Origin of the sequence: uncultured Streptococcus sp., assembly GCF_963521865.1 — a bacterium.
Classification (GTDB): domain Bacteria; phylum Bacillota; class Bacilli; order Lactobacillales; family Streptococcaceae; genus Streptococcus.
This window is the reverse complement of sequence record NZ_CAUQWY010000005.1, coordinates 1-18,993: the sequence shown is the minus strand read 5'-3', so window position 1 is coordinate 18,993 and position 18,993 is coordinate 1. Positions and strand designations below refer to the sequence as shown.

Annotated in this window: 19 protein-coding genes and 1 pseudogene; 19 read left to right on the top strand and 1 reads right to left on the bottom strand. The window is 39.9% G+C overall.

The genetic code is table 11. The features are described from left to right. Window positions 1–38 precede the first annotated feature (38 nt). From acpS to RWO85_RS02520, 18 genes are all read left to right on the top strand, one after another. On the top strand, window positions 39–401 hold the full coding sequence (acpS, locus tag RWO85_RS02605) for a holo-ACP synthase (protein ID WP_000635003.1): 363 nt from the start codon (window positions 39–41) through the stop codon (window positions 399–401). Then, a complete protein-coding gene (gene alr / locus RWO85_RS02600) occupies window positions 391–1,494 on the top strand; it encodes an alanine racemase (RefSeq protein WP_314413807.1) in 1,104 nt (367 codons plus the stop codon). The genes acpS and alr overlap by 11 nt, the downstream gene beginning before the upstream one ends. Before the next feature lie 18 nt (window positions 1,495–1,512). After that, a complete protein-coding gene (gene recG, locus RWO85_RS02595; RefSeq protein ID WP_314413805.1) occupies window positions 1,513–3,528 on the top strand; it encodes an ATP-dependent DNA helicase RecG in 2,016 nt (671 codons plus the stop codon). Between the two features lie 27 nt (window positions 3,529–3,555). After that, window positions 3,556–3,702: a hypothetical protein gene (locus RWO85_RS02590; protein ID WP_042900517.1), complete on the top strand. Its 147-nt coding sequence runs from the start codon at window positions 3,556–3,558 to the stop codon at window positions 3,700–3,702. 300 nt (window positions 3,703–4,002) lie between these two features. Further along, a complete protein-coding gene (locus tag RWO85_RS02585; RefSeq protein WP_314413803.1) occupies window positions 4,003–4,983 on the top strand; it encodes an acetylxylan esterase in 981 nt (326 codons plus the stop codon). 320 nt (window positions 4,984–5,303) lie between these two features. Continuing rightward, window positions 5,304–8,651 carry an SIALI-17 repeat-containing surface protein gene (locus RWO85_RS02580; protein WP_314413802.1) on the top strand — a complete coding sequence of 1,116 codons (3,348 nt, stop codon included), beginning with the start codon at window positions 5,304–5,306 and terminating at the stop codon, window positions 8,649–8,651. Window positions 8,652–8,907: 256 nt separating this feature from the next. Next, window positions 8,908–9,606, top strand: coding sequence for an N-acetylmannosamine-6-phosphate 2-epimerase (locus tag RWO85_RS02575; protein WP_001135682.1), 699 nt, complete (start codon window positions 8,908–8,910; stop codon window positions 9,604–9,606). A 110-nt stretch (window positions 9,607–9,716) separates the two neighbouring features. Beyond that, complete coding sequence (locus RWO85_RS02570; RefSeq protein ID WP_078352444.1) at window positions 9,717–11,045, top strand: ABC transporter substrate-binding protein; 1,329 nt, start codon at window positions 9,717–9,719, stop codon at window positions 11,043–11,045. Window positions 11,046–11,200: 155 nt separating this feature from the next. Then, complete coding sequence (locus tag RWO85_RS02565) at window positions 11,201–12,067, top strand: carbohydrate ABC transporter permease (RefSeq protein WP_162492370.1); 867 nt, start codon at window positions 11,201–11,203, stop codon at window positions 12,065–12,067. Window positions 12,068–12,082: 15 nt separating this feature from the next. Then, window positions 12,083–12,922 carry a carbohydrate ABC transporter permease gene (locus RWO85_RS02560; RefSeq protein WP_001192009.1) on the top strand — a complete coding sequence of 280 codons (840 nt, stop codon included), beginning with the start codon at window positions 12,083–12,085 and terminating at the stop codon, window positions 12,920–12,922. Window positions 12,923–13,047: 125 nt separating this feature from the next. Further along, window positions 13,048–13,500: a YhcH/YjgK/YiaL family protein gene (locus RWO85_RS02555; RefSeq protein ID WP_061087699.1), complete on the top strand. Its 453-nt coding sequence runs from the start codon at window positions 13,048–13,050 to the stop codon at window positions 13,498–13,500. Window positions 13,501–13,826: 326 nt separating this feature from the next. Then, a complete protein-coding gene (locus RWO85_RS02550; RefSeq protein ID WP_314413928.1) occupies window positions 13,827–14,171 on the top strand; it encodes a hypothetical protein in 345 nt (114 codons plus the stop codon). 9 nt (window positions 14,172–14,180) lie between these two features. Then, a complete protein-coding gene (locus tag RWO85_RS02545; RefSeq protein ID WP_078922618.1) occupies window positions 14,181–14,360 on the top strand; it encodes a hypothetical protein in 180 nt (59 codons plus the stop codon). A gap of 82 nt (window positions 14,361–14,442) precedes the next feature. Next, window positions 14,443–15,087: a YesL family protein gene (locus tag RWO85_RS02540; protein ID WP_078352442.1), complete on the top strand. Its 645-nt coding sequence runs from the start codon at window positions 14,443–14,445 to the stop codon at window positions 15,085–15,087. A 173-nt stretch (window positions 15,088–15,260) separates the two neighbouring features. Then, window positions 15,261–16,178: a dihydrodipicolinate synthase family protein gene (locus RWO85_RS02535; protein WP_001281499.1), complete on the top strand. Its 918-nt coding sequence runs from the start codon at window positions 15,261–15,263 to the stop codon at window positions 16,176–16,178. Window positions 16,179–16,195: 17 nt separating this feature from the next. Next, a complete protein-coding gene (locus tag RWO85_RS02530) occupies window positions 16,196–17,080 on the top strand; it encodes an ROK family protein (protein WP_314413801.1) in 885 nt (294 codons plus the stop codon). A 96-nt stretch (window positions 17,081–17,176) separates the two neighbouring features. Continuing rightward, window positions 17,177–17,464, top strand: a complete 288-nt coding sequence (locus RWO85_RS02525; protein WP_314413800.1) for a hypothetical protein — start codon at window positions 17,177–17,179, stop codon at window positions 17,462–17,464. Further along, window positions 17,454–17,804 (top strand): type II toxin-antitoxin system RelE/ParE family toxin, encoded by a 351-nt coding sequence (locus RWO85_RS02520; protein ID WP_314413798.1) that lies wholly within the window; start codon window positions 17,454–17,456, stop codon window positions 17,802–17,804. The genes RWO85_RS02525 and RWO85_RS02520 overlap by 11 nt, the downstream gene beginning before the upstream one ends. Window positions 17,805–17,865: 61 nt before the next feature. Here the strand turns inward: RWO85_RS02520 and RWO85_RS02515 are convergent, their stop codons facing one another. Next, window positions 17,866–18,717, bottom strand: a complete 852-nt coding sequence (locus tag RWO85_RS02515; protein WP_296174045.1) for a MurR/RpiR family transcriptional regulator — start codon at window positions 18,715–18,717, stop codon at window positions 17,866–17,868. A gap of 191 nt (window positions 18,718–18,908) precedes the next feature. Between RWO85_RS02515 and RWO85_RS10365 the strand changes: the two are divergent. After that, window positions 18,909–18,993, top strand: a pseudogene (locus RWO85_RS10365) (penicillin-binding protein); the annotation flags it as partial.

Below are 18,993 nucleotides of genomic sequence, written 5' to 3'. Positions count from 1 at the left end.
AGGATGGAGTTGGGGAATCTCAACTCCTTTTGATGAGAATGATAGTTGGACACGGAATTGACATCGAAGAATTGGCTTCGATAGAAAGCGCAGTTACACGACATGAAGGATTTGCTAAGCGCGTGCTGACCGCTAAGGAAATGGAACGGTTTAACAGTCTTAAAGGGCGCAGACAAATCGAATATTTGGCTGGTCGCTGGTCGGCTAAAGAAGCCTTTTCCAAGGCCATGGGAACTGGTATTGGCAAGCTCGGTTTTCAAGATTTGGAAGTCTTGAACAATGAGCGCGGGGCGCCTTATTTTAGTCAGGCACCATTTTCAGGAAAAATTTGGCTGTCTATCAGCCACACAGATCAGTTTGTGACAGCCAGTGTCATTTTGGAGGAAAATCATGAAAGCTAGTCCACATAGACCAACCAAGGCTCTAATTCATCTGGGAGCTATTCGACAAAATATTCAGCAAATGGGGGCTCATATCCCTCAAGAAACGCTCAAGTGGGCGGTGGTCAAGGCCAATGCCTATGGGCATGGGGCTGTTGCTGTTGCGACGGCTATTCAAGATGATGTTGATGGTTTTTGCGTTTCCAATATTGATGAGGCCATTGAACTCAGACAAGCTGGACTCAGCAAGCCAATCCTTATTTTAGGAGTTTCTGACATCGAAGCTGTTGCTCTAGCTAAAGAATACGACATCACCTTGACAGTAGCTGGGCTGGAGTGGATCCAAGCACTCTTAGTTAAGGAAGCAGACCTAGCTGGATTGACAGTCCACCTCAAGATTGATTCAGGGATGGGACGGATTGGATTTAGAGATGCCAGTGAGGCTGATCAGGCTCAAGACTTGCTCAAGCAACATGGTGCTCGCGTTGAAGGGATTTTTACCCACTTTGCGACTGCGGATGAGGAATCAGATATCTACTTTAATGAGCAGTTAGAACGGTTTAAAACTATTTTGGCCAGTATGAGAGGTCTTCCAAACTTGGTTCATGCCAGCAACTCGGCAACGACTCTTTGGCATGCAGAGACTATTTTTAACGCAGTTCGTATGGGAGACGCTATGTATGGTCTTAACCCAAGTGGAGAGATCTTGGACTTGCCTTATGACTTGAAACCAGCCTTGACCTTGGAGTCCGCTCTAGTCCATGTCAAGACAGTTCCAGCTGGAGCTTGCATGGGCTACGGAGCCACCTATCAGGCAGATAGCGAGCAAGTCATCGCGACTGTGCCAATCGGCTATGCGGATGGTTGGACACGTGACATGCAGAATTTTTCTGTCTTGGTAGATGGCCAAGCTTGCCCAATCGTCGGCAGGGTTTCTATGGACCAAATCACCATTCGTCTGCCTAAGCTTTATCCCTTAGGAACAAAGGTAACCTTAATTGGTTCTAACGGGGACAAGAAAATTACAGCTACTCAGGTAGCGACCTACCGTGGGACTATTAACTACGAGGTGGCTTGTCTCCTTAGCGACCGTATTCCGAGAGAATATGATTAGAAAAGAAAGGAGTGGAGCATGAATCTACATCAACCCTTGCATGTCTTACCTGGTGTGGGACCAAAGTCAGCAGAAAAATACGCCAAACTAGGAATTGAAAATTTGCAAGACCTCTTGCTCTACTTTCCTTTCCGTTATGAAGATTTCAAGACCAAGCAAGTATTGGAACTAGAAGACGGGGAGAAGGCAGTCCTATCTGGTCAAGTCGTGACTCCTGCCAGTGTCCAGTATTATGGTTTCAAGCGCAATCGCCTGCGCTTTAGCCTCAAGCAGGGAGAAGTCGTTTTTGCGGTGAATTTCTTTAACCAGCCCTATCTAGCAGACAAGATAGAGTTGGGAGCAACTCTTGCCGTCTTTGGAAAATGGGACCGTGCCAAGGCTAGTCTGACAGGTATGAAGGTCCTAGCTCAGGTGGAAGATGACCTCCAACCTGTCTATCGTCTGGCTCAGGGAATCAGTCAGGCCAGTCTGGTCAAGGTCATCAAGACGGCCTTTGATCAGGGCCTGGACCTCTTGATTGAGGAAAATCTGCCCCAGTCCTTGCTGGACAAATACAAACTCATGTCCCGTTGTCAGGCAGTTCGTGCTATGCATTTCCCCAAGGATTTGGCAGAATACAAGCAAGCCCTTCGCCGTATCAAGTTTGAGGAACTCTTTTATTTCCAAATGCAATTGCAGACCCTCAAGTCTGAAAATAGAGTTCAGGGAAGCGGTTTGGTTCTGAATTGGTCTCAGGAAAAAGTGACGGCTGTTAAAGAAAGTCTGCCTTTTGCCCTGACCCCAGCTCAGGAAAAGAGTTTGCAGGAAATTTTAACTGACATGAAGTCGGATCACCACATGAATCGTCTCCTACAAGGGGATGTGGGGAGCGGAAAAACGGTGGTCGCTGGCTTGGCCATGTTTGCGGCGGTGACAGCTGGCTATCAGTCCGCCCTCATGGTACCGACAGAAATCCTTGCAGAGCAACATTTTGAGAGTTTACAGAACCTTTTTCCAGACTTGAAACTGGCTCTCTTGACAGGTTCCTTGAAAGCTGCAGAAAAGAGAGAAGTCTTGGAGACTATTGCCAAGGGTGAGGCTGATTTGATTATCGGAACTCATGCCCTGATTCAGGATGGGGTGGATTATGCTCGCCTTGGCTTGATTATTATTGATGAGCAGCACCGTTTTGGTGTGGGGCAAAGGCGGATTTTACGGGAAAAAGGGGACAATCCAGATGTTCTCATGATGACAGCGACTCCCATACCAAGAACCTTGGCCATCACAGCCTTTGGAGATATGGATGTTTCCATTATCGACCAGATGCCAGCAGGACGGAAGCCTATTGTGACACGCTGGATTAAGCATGAGCAACTAGCTCAGGTCTTAACTTGGTTAGAGGGAGAAATCCAAAAAGGTTCTCAAGCCTATGTCATCTCTCCCTTGATTGAAGAATCGGAAGCTCTGGATTTGAAAAATGCCATTGCCTTATCAGAAGAGCTGACGGCTCATTTTGCTGGTAAGGCAGAGGTGGCTCTTTTACATGGTAAAATGAAGAGTGACGAAAAAGACCAGATTATGCAGGAGTTCAAAGAGAGAAAGACGGATATTCTGGTTTCGACAACGGTTATCGAGGTCGGGGTTAATGTTCCCAATGCGACCGTTATGATTATCATGGATGCCGATCGCTTCGGGCTCAGCCAGCTTCACCAGCTCAGAGGTCGTGTCGGTCGGGGGGACAAGCAGTCCTATGCTGTTCTCGTTGCCAATCCCAAGACGGATTCTGGGAAAGACCGCATGCGCATCATGACAGAAACCACCAATGGATTTGTCCTTGCGGAAGAAGATTTGAAAATGCGGGGTTCGGGTGAGATTTTTGGAACCAGACAGTCAGGACTTCCAGAGTTCCAAGTAGCTGATATTATCGAAGATTTTCCGATTTTAGAAGAAGCCAGAAAGGTTGCTAGCTACATTAGTTCGATAGAAGGCTGGCAAGAGGATCCAGAGTGGCGCATGATTGCTCTCCATTTGGAAAAGAAAGAACATCTAGATTAAGCTTTCTCTAAGGAAATCTTATACTCAATGAAAATCAAAGAGCAAATTAGGAAGCTAGCCACAGGCTGCTCAAAACAGTGTTTTGAGGTTGTGGATAGAACTGACGAAGTCAGTAACCATACCTACGGTAAGGCGACGCTGACGTGGTTTGAAGAGATTTTCGAAGAGTATTAAGCTAGCTTTCAGGTTTGACCCTTATACTAGAGTCATCAAAAAGAAACGAGGACTCTCAGATGACAGTAACGATTAAAGTAAATTACCAAACCACTTTCCAAAAGAAAGAAGCCAAAAACTAATATAAATAGAAGGAAGAAGGAGCGAAATGCTCTTTTTTCGTTTCTAAAACTACTTTCAGTCCATCATCTAAAAAATAAAGAATCTAAAACCACTTTCTATTTGTTTTTCTTTATTGCGTTGATTTCTTATATGTGCTACAGTTGTGATAGCGATTACAAAAAACAAAAGGAGTATGTTATGAAAAATCCAGCTTTGTTAGAAGAAATCAAGACTTATAGAGGACGGGACGAGGTTCCAGAAGACTTTGATGCTTTCTGGGATGAGGAAGTGAAAAAAGTTTCAACTCTTCCAGCCTACCAGTTGGAGGAAAGAGATTTCCATATTCCTCAAGTCAAGTGCTATGAATTAACCTTTGAAGGAACCAATGAAGGTAAGGTCTATGCACGTGTCGTTCTTCCAAAGAGTGAGGAGAAGGTTCCGCTAATCTTCCATTTCCATGGTTATATGGGACGTGGTTGGGACTGGGCTGACATGCTGGCCTATACTGTGGCTGGTTACGGTGTTGTTTCCATGGATGTGCGGGGTCAGTCAGGTTACTCGCAAGACGGCCAGCGTTCTCCTCTAGGAAATACCGTTAAGGGGCATATCATCCGTGGTGCTGTGGAAGGTCGGGATTATCTCTTTTATAAGGATGTTTATCTGGATATTTACCAGTTGGTTGAGATTATGGCCAGCCTACCTCAGGTGGATGAGAAGCGTCTTTCTAGCTATGGTGCCTCGCAAGGAGGGGCTTTAGCTTTGGTTGCAGCAGCACTCAATCCTCGGATTCAGAAAACAGTTGCCATCTATCCCTTCTTGTCAGACTTTAGACGAGTGCTTGAGATTGGCAATACCAGTGAGGCTTACGACGAACTTTTCCGTTATTTCAAGTTTCACGACCCCTTCCATGAAACTGAGGAGGAGATCATGGCGACCCTGGCCTATATCGATGTGAAAAATCTTGCCCATCGTATCAAGTGTGAGGTTAAGATGATTACGGGCTTGGACGATGATGTTTGCTATCCTATTACTCAATTTGCGATTTACAACCGTCTGACTTGCGATAAGACCTATCGCATCATGCCTGAGTATGCTCATGAAGCCATGAATGTCTTTGTCAACGACCAAGTCTATAACTGGCTCTGTGGTAGTGCGATTCCTTTTAAGTATATAAAATAATGAATGAGAGAGCCCAGTAGCTCTCTTTTTGTTATAAATGTTGAAAGTACTTTTAAAAATATTAAAATATTACTGAAAGTAAAATCCATTCTATGGCAAGCTCGAGACAAACCTATGACTTTATTGTATAATAAAGAAAAGCCTCTAGGAAAGGAGTGAGATAGCTACTGTTTGGATTGCAGCTAGCTAAATGTTGAAAGAGAGAAGGAGAGCAACTCTCGTTTATTAATTGCTTTCTTGTGTTTTCCTATGATGGGGAGTAAAAATTTTAAAGCAAAAAGAAAGCGCTTTATTTTTTTGTGAAATTGAAAGGTAGAAAGATGAATCAAAAGAATTTTGATAGAAAACAAAGATATGGCATTCGTAAATTTGCAGTGGGTGTAGCTTCTGTAACTATTGGTGCAGTAGTGTTTGGAGTAAATCCTGTATTGGCAAATGAACAAGGAAATTCAACTGTAACTGCTGCTGAAAATAATAATCAAGGTTTATCAGAATTACCAAAAGAAGTTTCTTCAGGAAGTCTTGCTTATTTAGATAGTGAACTAGCTGGAAAACTGGCTACAGCGAAAGACAATGGTGTGGAAGTTGATCAGGATAAGTTAAAGAAAAATGAGACTACTGAAGCAGAGACGACAACTCCAACAAATAAACCTGCAGCTGAAAATACACTAGCTCCTGCTGATAAACCAGAAACAGATTCTGCAACTACAGAAGCAAGTAACAAGGATCAAGATAAAGAAGAAGAGGGCATGATTCCTCGAGATTATTATGCTAGAGAGTTAAAAAATGTCAACACTGTAGTAGAAAAAGAAGATGTAGAAACTAATCCTTCAAACGGTCAAAGAGTTGATATGAAAGAGGAACTCGATAAGCTTAAAAAACTTCAAAATGCGACCATTCATATGGAGTTTAAGCCAGATGCATCTGCTCCACGTTTTTACAACCTTTTCTCAGTTTCTAGTGATACCAAAGTAAATGAGTATTTCACTATGGCCATCCTTGATAACACAGCTATCGTTGAAGGTCGTGATGCAAATGGAAACCAATTCTATGGTGATTATAAAACTGCTCCTTTGAAAATTAAGCCAGGTGAGTGGAACTCTGTAACCTTCACAGTTGAAAGACCAAATACAGACCAACCAAAAGGTCAAGTTCGTGTCTATGTAAATGGTGTCTTGTCGCGCACAAGTCCTCAGTCTGGTCGTTTCATCCAAGACATGCCAGATGTCAACCATGTGCAAATCGGTACAACGAAACGCACAGGCAAAAACTTCTGGGGTTCTAATCTTAAAGTCCGTAATCTAACTGTTTATGATCGTACTCTTACTCCAGAAGAAGTTAAAAAACGTAGCCAACTTTTTGAAAGAGGAGAGTTGGAGAAGAAACTTCCTGAAGGAGCAGAAGTTACTGATAAACTGGACGTTTTTGAAGGTGGTGAGAACCGCAAGCCAAATAAAGATGGTATTGCAAGCTACCGTATTCCAGCCCTGCTGAAAACTGATAAAGGAACTTTGATTGCTGGTGCAGATGAGAGACGCTTGCATCACTCTGACTGGGGTGACATCGGTATGGTTGTTCGTCGTAGTGATGATAAGGGGAAAACTTGGGGAAATAGAATTGTTATCTCAAATCCTCGTGATAATGAGAAGGCTAGGAATCCAGAATGGCCATCACCAGTCAACATTGACATGGCCCTAGTTCAAGATCCAAAGACGAAGCGAATTTTTGCCATCTATGATATGTTCCTTGAAGGTAAGGCTGTATTTTCTCTTCCAGGAAAAGCACCACAAGCTTATGAGCAAATTGGTGACAAGGTTTACCAAATCTTGTACAAACAAGGTGATGCAGGACGTTATACAATTCGTGAAAATGGTGAAGTTTTCGATCCTGAAAATAGAAAAACAGAATATCGAGTTGTAGTGGATCCTAAGAAGCCAGCATACAGTGATAAGGGTGACCTTTACAAAGGTGAAGAACTTATCGGTAATATCTACTTTGAGTATAGTGACAAGAATATCTTTAGGGTTTCAAATACCAACTATCTCTGGATGTCTTATAGTGATGACGATGGTAAAACTTGGTCTGCACCAAAAGATATAACATACGGCATTCGTAAGGATTGGATGCACTTCTTAGGTACTGGCCCTGGTACAGGTATTGCCTTGCATTCAGGGCCTCATAAAGGGCGTTTGGTCATCCCTGCCTACACGACAAACAACGTATCCTACCTAAGTGGATCCCAGTCTTCACGCGTCATTTATTCAGATGACCATGGTGAAACTTGGCACGCTGGTGAAGCGGTCAATGATAACCGTCCGGTAGGTAACCAAACAATTCACTCTTCAACCATGAATAATCCAGGTGCTCAAAATACGGAGTCAACCGTAGTTCAGTTAAATAATGGAGATCTCAAACTCTTCATGCGTGGATTGACAGGTGATCTTCAAGTTGCTACAAGTAAAGATGGTGGAGCAACTTGGGAAAAAGATGTGAAGCGCTATGCAGATGTCAAAGATGTCTACGTTCAAATGTCTGCTATTCACACTGTGCAAAATGGTAAGGAATATATCATCCTCAGTAACGCAGGTGGACCAGGACGTTACAATGGTTTAGTCCATTTGGCACGTGTAGAAGAAAATGGAGAGCTGACTTGGCTTAAGCATAACCCTATTCAAAGTGGTAAATTTGCTTATAATTCCTTGCAAGATCTTGGAAATGGTGAATTTGGTTTGCTTTATGAGCATGCAGATAACAACCAAAACGAATATACCCTGTCTTATAAGAAATTCAATTGGGATTTCTTAAGTAAGGATATGGTTTCTCCAACCGAAGCAAGAGTTACACATGCAGTTCATATGGGGCAAGGTATTATTGCCATGGAATTTGATTCAGAAGTATTGGTCAATCAAGCACCAACTTTACAACTTGCAAATGGTAAGACAGCTACGTTTATGACGCAGTATGATACCAAGACTCTGTTGTTTACAGTAGATCCTGAGGATATTGGTCAAAAAGTTACAGGATTAGCAGAAGGCGCTATCGAAAGTATGCATAATTTACCTGTTTCAGTAGTTGGTTCTAAGATTTCTCATGGTATAAATGGAAGTGAAGTTGCGACAAATGAAGTTCCAGAATTTACAGGTGGAGTTAGTAGCGAGGAGGCTGCAGTAACTGAAGAATCTCCTAAATACATTGTTCCCGTATCAACAGTAGGAGAAGAACCAGCACCAACAGTAGAAAAAATGGAATTCACAGGAGGTGTAAATGAGATTGAAGCAACGATCCATGATCTTCCAGAATTCAAAGGGGACGTAAATGCAGTTCTAGCAGCTTCAAATGAGATTCCTGAATATACCGGAGGTGCTAATTTTGTCTTGGCAGCTTCAAATGACCTTCCTGAATATAAAGGAGGTGTCAATGGCGCTGAGGCAGCAGTTCATGAAGTGCCTGAGTACAAGGGAGAAACCAAACCAGTCTTAGCAGCTGCAAACGAACGTCCAGCTAACAAGTTATCACTTGGACAAGATGTTACTTATCAAGCACCAGCGGCTAAACAAAATGAGCTACCAAATACTGGAAGTAAAGAAAATACAATTCTTATTTCTATAGGATTAGTGGCAGGTCTCTTATCTGTATTGACATTAGGAAAGAAACGAAAAGAAGACTAGACTAGGTCTTGAATAAAATGAATTTAGCTCATCGTTAATGATAAAAAGAGATGGCCCATTTGAAAGATGGCTATTTCTTTTTGTCATTTTAGGTACTAAGTGGATTGAAAATAAGACCGAACTGAAACTACTTTCAGAAATAGCTGTTCTATAAAATACTTTTAAAACTGCAATCTATCATAGAACAAACCCTTGAAAGCGCTTTAAAAATAGTATATAATTGTCTCATAAGAAAAAAGGAAAAGGAGGAAAAAGGATGCCACAGATTACTAAAGAAGCCTTGATTAATCAAATTAAAGATGGAATCATTGTTTCTTGTCAGGCCCTTCCTCACGAACCGCTTTATACAGAAGCGGGAGGAGTCATCCCCTTGCTGGTCAAAGCGGCTGAGCAAGGTGGAGCAGTCGGTATCCGAGCAAACAGTGTTCGTGATATCAAAGAAATAAAGGAGGTTACAAAACTTCCGATTATCGGGATTATCAAACGAGATTATCCACCTCAAGAACCTTTCATCACTGCTACTATGAAAGAAGTTGATGAACTAGCAGAACTAGATATTGAAGTGATTGCTCTAGACTGTACTAAACGCGAACGCTACGATGGTTTAGAGATTCAGGAGTTTATCCGTCAGGTCAAGGAAAAATATCCTAACCAGCTCTTGATGGCTGACACAAGTACCTTCGAAGAAGGACTAGCAGCTGTAGAAGCAGGAATTGACTTCGTTGGAACAACCTTATCAGGCTATACATCTTACAGTCCAAAAGTAGACGGTCCAGATTTTGAACTAATCAAAAAGCTCTGTGATGCAGGTGTAGATGTCATCGCCGAAGGGAAAATTCATACACCAGAACAAGCCAAACAAATCCTAGGATATGGAGTGCGTGGCATTGTTGTTGGTGGCGCTATTACTAGACCAAAAGAGATTACAGAACGCTTTGTTGCCGGTCTCAAATAACACAATCTAAAATAAGAGGAGAGTGGTGGAATAGCTGAAAAAATGAAATCGCATACATTTATAAATCACTCGTTGTCAATTTGGAAACATTTATTAAAAGGAGAATACAAATGAAATTTAGAAAACTAGCTTGTACAGTACTTGCAGGTGCTGCAATTCTTGGTCTTGCTGCTTGTGGAAATTCTGGCGGAAGTAAAGATGCTGGAAAATCTGGTGGAGATAGCGGAAAAACAGAAATCACTTGGTGGGCATTCCCAGTCTTCACTCAAGAAAAAACTGGTGACGGTGTTGGAACATATGAAAAATCTATCATCGAAGCCTTTGAAAAAGCAAACCCAGATGTAAAAGTGAAATTGGAAACTATCGACTTTAAGTCAGGTCCAGAAAAAATTACTACAGCTATCGAAGCAGGTACAGCTCCAGACGTACTTTTTGACGCACCAGGACGTATCATCCAATATGGTAAAAATGGGAAATTGGCTGACTTGAATGACCTCTTCACAGATGACTTTGTTAAAGACGTCAACAATGAAAACATTGTAAAAGCAAGTAAAGCTGGCGATAAAGCTTATATGTATCCAATCAGTTCAGCACCATTCTACATGGCTATGAACAAGAAAATGTTGGAAGAAGCTGGAGTTGCGAACCTTGTAAAAGAAGGTTGGACAACAGACGACTTTGAAAAAGTATTGAAAGCACTCAAAGATAAAGGCTACACACCAGGTTCATTGTTCAGTTCAGGTCAAGGGGGAGACCAAGGAACACGTGCCTTTGTAGCAAACCTTTACGGAGCTTCTGTAACAGATAAAGATGTTACTAAGTATACAACTGATGATCCTAAATTCGTTAAAGGTCTTGAAAAAGCAGCTAGCTGGATTAAAGATGGTTTGTTGAACAATGGTTCACAATTTGATGGTGGAGCAGACATCCAAAACTTTGCTAACGGTCAAACATCTTACACAATCCTTTGGGCACCAGCTCAAAATGGTATCCAAGGTAAACTCTTGGAAGCAAGTAAAGTAGAAGTAGTAGAAGTACCATTCCCATCTGATTCTGGTAAACCAGCTCTTGAATACCTTGTAAACGGATTTGCAGTATTCAACAACAAGGACGACAAGAAAGTTGCTGCTTCTAAGAAATTTGTTCAATTCATCGCAGATGATAAAGAATGGGGTCCAAAAGATGTTGTTCGTACAGGAGCATTCCCAGTTCGTACATCATTTGGTAAACTCTATGATGACAAACGTATGGAAACAATCGGTGCTTGGACTAAGTACTACTCACCATACTACAATACAATTGATGGTTTTGCAGAAATGAGAACTCTATGGTTCCCAATGTTGCAATCAGTTTCAAATGGCGATCAAAAACCAGCTGATGCATTGAAAGCATTTACTGAAAAAGCAAACGAAACTATCAAAAAAGCTACTAAACAATAAACCCTAAACTAGATTTTGTAGCCCCTTTTCCCTTTGCACGCTTGTGTAAGAAAAGGGGGCTTTTATTTAAAAGGTAAATCATCATTCTCTTAGGAGATTATCAATAAAAAGAAAAGGAAAGAGAGGTGCCTACAGTGAAAGTTAATAAAATTCGTATGAGAGAAACCGTTATTTCTTATGCTTTCCTAGCGCCAGTTTTATTCTTCTTTGTTGTCTTTGTTTTAGCACCAATGATTATGGGCTTCATCACAAGTTTCTTTAACTATTCTATGACTAGTTTCCAATTTGTGGGCTTAGATAACTATATCCGTATGTTTAAAGATCCTGTCTTTACAAAATCTCTGATTAATACAGTTATTTTGGTTATTGGATCAGTTCCTGTAGTTGTTCTCTTCTCGCTCTTTGTAGCGTCACAGACCTACCATCAAAATGCTATCGCTAGATCATTCTATCGTTTCGTATTCTTCCTTCCAGTTGTTACAGGTAGTGTTGCCGTAACAGTTGTATGGAAATGGATCTATGATCCACTATCAGGTATCTTGAACTTTGTGCTTAAATCAAGTCATATCATTACTCAAAACATTTCATGGCTTGGTGATAAGCACTGGGCATTGATGGCGATTATGATTATCCTCTTGACAACTTCAGTTGGTCAACCGATTATCCTCTACATCGCTGCCATGGGTAATATTGACAATTCATTGGTTGAAGCTGCCCGCGTTGATGGTGCAACTGAGTTTCAAGTTTTCTGGAAGATTAAATGGCCAAGCCTTCTTCCAACAACTCTTTATATCGCAATCATCACAACAATTAACTCATTCCAATGTTTCGCCTTGATTCAGCTTTTGACATCTGGTGGTCCAAACTACTCTACAAGTACCTTGATGTACTACCTATACGAAAAAGCCTTCCAATTGACAGAGTATGGCTATGCCAACACCATCGGTGTATTCTTGGCAGTTATGATTGCTATCGTAAGTTTTGTTCAGTTTAAAGTACTCGGAAACGACGTAGAATACTAAAGAAAGGAGACAGCTATGCAATCTACAGAAAAAAAACCATTAACAGCCTTTACTGTTATTTCAACAATCATTTTGCTCTTGTTGACTGTGCTGTTCATCTTTCCATTCTACTGGATTTTGACAGGGGCATTTAAATCACAGCCTGATACAATCGTTATTCCACCACAATGGTTCCCTAAAATGCCAACCATGGAAAACTTCCAACAACTCATGGTGCAAAACCCTGCTATGCAATGGATGTGGAACTCAGTATTTATCTCATTGGTAACCATGTTCTTAGTCTGTGCAACTTCATCTCTAGCAGGTTATGTATTGGCTAAAAAACGTTTCTATGGTCAACGTATCCTCTTTGCAATCTTTATTGCTGCCATGGCTCTTCCAAAACAAGTTGTCCTTGTACCATTGGTACGTATCGTCAACTTCATGGGAATCCACGATACTCTCTGGGCAGTTATCTTGCCTTTGATTGGATGGCCATTTGGGGTTTTCCTTATGAAACAATTTAGTGAAAATATTCCAACAGAGTTGCTTGAATCAGCTAAAATCGATGGTTGTGGTGAGATTCGTACTTTCTGGAGTGTAGCCTTCCCAATTGTAAAACCAGGGTTTGCGGCTCTTGCAATCTTTACCTTCATCAATACTTGGAACGACTACTTCATGCAGTTGGTAATGTTGACTTCACGTAACAATTTGACTATTTCACTTGGGGTTGCGACCATGCAAGCCGAAATGGCAACCAACTATGGTTTAATCATGGCAGGGGCAGCTCTTGCTGCTGTGCCAATCGTAACAGTCTTCTTAGTCTTCCAAAAATCCTTCACACAAGGTATTACTATGGGAGCTGTTAAAGGATAAGAAACGATTTCTTTTACAGTATCAATTGGCTATTGCTAGCACTATCTAAAAGCCTCCGACAGTAAATGACACTGTTGGAGGTGTTAGTTTTAATCGCTTAATGACGATTTTTAAAGGAGAAAATAATGATTTTTGACGATTTGAAAAATATTAGCTTCTATAAAGGGATTCATCCCAATCTTGACAAGGCAATTGATTATCTTTATGAACATCGTAAAGATTCATTCGAGTTAGGAAAATATGATATTGATGGTGACAAGGTCTTTCTAGTTGTTCAAGAAAATGTCCTAAATAAAGCTGAAAATGACCAGTTTGAACATCACAAGAACTATGCAGACTTGCATTTGTTGGTAGAAGGGCATGAATATTCGAGCTACGGTTCACGTATCAAAGATGAAGCAGTAGCATTTGACGAAACAAGTGATATTGGTTTTGTCCATTGTCATGAACATTACCCACTCTTGTTGGGTTATCACAATTTTGCGATTTTCTTCCCAGGAGAGCCACATCAACCAAATGGTTATGCAGGTATGGAAGATCAAGTTCGCAAGTATTTGTTTAAAATTTTAATTGATTAAAAATAATATGAACTGTTTTTTTGTAAAGCTTTGATAATACTCTACCATGAAATTGATCTTTGTGAGGTAGAGAAATGAGAATAAAATATTTAAAAATTGGTGTCTTATTGTCAGTCTGTTTATTACTAATGAGTAATATTTTACCTTCAATTGTGTATGCAAATGAAGTTTCGAATATCCAAACTATACAGTCAGAACTGGATTGAATAGATGCAAAATTATCTCAAAATTATTTGTTAACCGAACAAGAAATTAAGGCGCTGGTGGAAGATAGCAAAGGATCCTATCCAAACATATCAGATGAACGTAAAATTGAATTGCTAGAAATGGTATCTTCTAAGTATGCTGTAAGAGCTAGTTTCTTAGATGGACAGGGTATTACAGTTGATGAGATGTCCTGGATAATTGATGGTATCGTGACTGGATTGATTGGCGGATACATAAAATTAGGTGCTTATGCAGCTAAGTATGGTATTGGTATGGCACGCTCTATGTTAAGTAGAGCAGCTGCAACTGCGGCAGCAAGAGTAGGACTATTGACCAAGATTTCTGGAAGGATTTTACAAATAGCTGTGAACGTAGCTAATGTATATGGTAATTTTGCCTACAATATTGCTGCAGCTTGGGATGCACATGATAAAATCCCTAACAATGGTCGTATAAACTTTTAAAATGCGAGAATGAAAGCACTCTGTATATTTTTATTGTATATGTTAGCTTGGACAGTGCTTGCAATGATAATCCGTGGAGGGCTAGATGGATTTGATGAACACACTTGGCGTAATATTTTAGCTAGTGCGTTGTCCTCACTATACATACATTATATATCCATAGATAGAAAAAGAAAAAAGAAAAAATAGATTTGTTCATGGTAGGGACTTATGAAAGCTTTACTGACAAAAAAGAAAACAGTTTACAAAGAAAAATGATGGAGGAGCAAACATGTCACAAAAAGGAAGAAGTCTCATCAAGGCTGCATTTGATACAGATAATTTTCTAATGCGAATTAGTGAGAAGGTTTTAGATATTGTAACAGTCAATCTTCTCTTTGTAGTAACTTGTTTACCAGTTGTAACGATTGGAGTAGCCAAAATTAGTCTCTATCAGACGATGTTTGAAGTCAAGCAAAGTAGACGTGTTCCAGTTTTTAGAACCTATCTAAGAGTTTTCAGGCAAAATCTGAAACTAGGTTTTCAGTTGGGGATGTTAGAATTAGGAATTGTATTTCTAACTCTTTCAGATCTCTATCTTTTCTGGGGTCAAACAGCTCTGCCCTTCCAATTGGTGAAAGCTATTTGTCTAGGTATTCTGATTTTCCTCACTATTGTGATGTTGGCTAGTTACCCTATTGCAGCACGTTATGACCTATCTTGGAAAGAAATTCTTCAAAAAGGATTGATGTTGGCTAGTTTTAATGCTCCTTGGTTTATCTTGATGATCGTAATTATCTTTTTGATTTTGATGATTCTATATCTATCAGCCTTTACCCTTCTATTGGGAGGATCAGCTTTTATTCTCTTTGGTTTTGGACTTCTTGCTTTTTTACAAGTAGGAGTGATGGAAAAGCTATTTGCTAAGTATGAGTAAGGGTTGCAATTATTTCTGAAACTACTTTCAAACGCTCCAAACGCTATTCTATAAGCAAGAAACTAAAATCTAAGTGTCTACAAGATATTGAAAGCCTTTTCGGTAAAGTGTATACTAAAGAAGTAAAGAAAGAATCTGCTTTAGCAGAAAATAAAAATAATAGGAGAAAATCTATGTCAGATTTGAAAAAATACGAAGGTGTCATTCCAGCCTTCTACGCATGTTATGATGATCAAGGAGAAGTAAGTCCAGAACGTACGCGCGCCTTGGTTCAATACTTCATTGATAAAGGTGTTCAAGGTCTTTATGTCAATGGTTCTTCTGGTGAATGTATCTACCAAAGCGTTGAAGACCGCAAGTTAATCTTGGAAGAAGTCATGGCAGTTGCTAAAGGTAAATTAACTATTATTGCCCATGTTGCTTGCAACAATACTAAAGATAGTATGGAACTAGCTCGTCATGCAGAAAGCTTGGGTGTAGATGCCATTGCAACAATTCCACCAATTTACTTCCGCTTACCAGAATACTCAGTTGCTAAGTACTGGAACGATATCAGTTCTGCAGCTCCAAATACAGACTATGTTATCTACAACATTCCTCAATTGGCAGGGGTTGCTTTGACTCCAAGTCTTTATACTGAAATGTTGAAGAATCCACGTGTTATCGGTGTTAAGAACTCTTCTATGCCAGTTCAAGATATCCAAACTTTTGTGAGCCTCGGTGGAGAAGACCATATCGTCTTTAATGGTCCAGATGAGCAGTTCCTAGGAGGACGCCTCATGGGTGCTAAGGCTGGTATCGGTGGTACTTATGGTGCTATGCCAGAACTCTTCTTGAAACTTAACCAATTGATTGCGGATAAAGACTTGGAAACAGCGCGTGAATTACAGTATGCTATCAACGCTATCATTGGTAAACTCACTTCTGCACATGGAAATATGTATGGTGTCATTAAAGAAGTCTTGAAGATCAATGAAGGACTTAATATTGGATCTGTTCGTTCACCTTTGACACCAGTGACTGAAGAAGATCGTCCAGTTGTGGAGGCAGCTGCAGCCTTGATTCGTGAAACTAAGGAGCGCTTCCTCTAATTCATAAGGAGGTATTTATGACTAACTACATTGCAATTGATATCGGTGGAACTAACATCAAGTATGGTTTGGTTGATCAAGAGGGGCAACTTCTTGAATCGCATGAGATACCGACAGAGGCACATAAGGGTGGCCCCCATATTTTAGAGAAAACCAAACAGATTGTAGCTAGTTATCTTGAAAAAGATTCTGTAGCAGGTGTTGCCATTTCTTCGGCAGGTATGGTGGATCCTGACAAGGGTGAGATTTTCTATGCTGGCCCACAGATTCCAAACTATGCAGGTACACAGTTCAAGAAGGAAATCGAGACTAGCTTTGACATTCCTTGTGAAATTGAAAATGATGTCAACTGTGCAGGTCTTGCAGAAGCAGTTTCGGGATCTGGTAAGGGAGCAAGTGTGACCCTTTGCTTAACCATTGGAACAGGTATTGGCGGTTGTTTAATTATTGACGGTCAAGTCTTCCATGGTTTTAGTAACTCTGCCTGCGAGGTTGGCTATCTACACATGCAGGATGGAGCTTTCCAAGACTTAGCTTCAACCACAGCTTTGGTTCGTTATGTAGCAGAAGCACATGGTGATCCAGTTGATCAGTGGAATGGTCGTAGAATCTTTAAAGAAGCTACTGAAGGGAACAAACTCTGCATGGATGGTATCGACCGCATGGTTGACTATCTAGGGAAAGGTCTAGCTAATATTTGTTATGTGGCCAATCCAGAAGTAGTCATTCTAGGTGGTGGTATCATGGGACAAGAAGCTATTCTCAAGCCTAAAATTCGAAAAGCTTTGAAAGATGCTTTGGTACCAAGTCTAGCAGATAAGACGAGATTAGAATTTGCCCATCACCAAAATACAGCAGGTATGTTAGGTGCTTATTATCATTTTAAAACAAAACAATCCTAGTTTGGCAATGCCAAACTAGGATTTTCTAATCAAATTCCCTTGACTTTCTTTATAATTGTGAGATAATAAAGAAAATATATAAAGGAATTATATAAAATGGCTATAGCGAATTCAAGTAAAATAGTAACCTTCCAAGCTAATAGAGAATTGGTAAACGATGCTATGGAAGTGTTAAAAGAACAAAATCTCTCTCTTTCATCAGCACTCAGATTATTTTTAAAGAATGTTGTCGTAACAAATGGAGTAGATTTACTTAGTGAAGAGGAATTAGAGAAGGAGTATTTGTTTAGACAATTACAAGCAGAAGTTCAAGAAAGTTATGCTAAGATTGAGGCTGTAAATTACTTGACAGATGAGGATGTCGTGACACGCTATGGATTATAAAAAATATAGGATTTTGTATTCTCCTAGAGTGATTGATAGTCTGGATAAAATATATCAGTATATAGCAGAGGAAATTGGTTCTGTAGAGGTTGCGAGACGAAAAGTAGCGAATATTAGAAAGGATATTAATCGGCTGGAAATTTTCTCCCAAGCTGGATTTGATGTTGATGAAAAATTTGGGAAGAGATTAGATCCTCACTACCAAACGAGAGGATTGACCTTGAGTAAGGATTACATCGTATTATATACAATTGTTGAGGATACCGTCAGGCTTGCTTATTTACTCCCTTCAAAAAGTGATTACATGAAATTATTTAAGACCGAGTCAAGATATGACTGACTCAGAATCTAGATGAGTTATGTTTAGTGACGAATAAAAATCCTAGTTTGGCAATGCCAAACTAGGATTTTCTAGCTCTTCTTTGTCTTCGATAGCCATTAAGTTTTTTATTCTCCCAGTAGCTATTGAAAATTTTTTCTTTGTTTTCTCGATTGATCTCTAAAAAGTAAGCATAAATTAAATCAATCCAAAAAAGCATTGGAAGTTGAGAGGAGATACGCTGAATATAGGATGATTGATTGTGACTAGCAACCAGTACAGTTTCAGTATACAGTTGGTTTTCTTTGTTTGGTACACTAGTAAAGAGGACTGTTTTTGCTCCCATTTCTTTAGCGTCTAACAAGCTATCCAGAATAGATTGAGTGGATCCAGATAGTGAAAAGCCAAGAACCAAGCAATTGTCATCCATGATACTAGTAGTCCAAGCAAATCCATCTTGATCGGTTATGGCTTCACAGACAACTCCTAAACGCATAAAGCGTAATTTCATCTCACGAGCGACAAGGCCAGAGCTTCCAGTGCCAAAAAAATAGACTCTTTCAGCATCTTCTATCATATTAGCTATTCGTTCTATTTGATTCTCATTAATTAATTCTTGAGTTTGCTCTCGCATATTGCTATAGCTTCTGAGAACGCCTTGGATAAGAGGATTATGGGTCGATAGCTGAAGATTTTGGTTATCGATTTGATGTTGGTATTGAAAAATAAATTCTCTATAGCCAGTAAAACCACACTTTTTAGCAAAACGAGTTAGGGCAGCTTGGGAAATATGAAGTTTCTGAGCTACGTTTTGTGATGATAAATCATCCTGTATCGTATCGACCTGTAAGAAATAGCGAGCAATTTCTTGCTCTAATTCAGTTAATTCATCAAAGTGGAGATCAATAATAGAGGGAATATCTTGATTGTTCATGGGTTTCCTTTGTATGATTTATATTAAATTAAAAGTCAGAAATTTCTATTGGTTGATATTATTATACCATACAAAATAATGATAATTAAATAAAAAAGAAAAGCTCTTTTAAAAATCAAATAAAGTACTCCCATTTTCCATAATTTTCTTCTCAATTTGTGGTACAATGAAGAATGAGATTTTAAATAGAAATGAGACTGACTTGTATGAGAAAATTTGACAGCCATTCGATTCCGATTCGGCTTAATTTATTGTTTTCAATTGTTATTTTGCTCT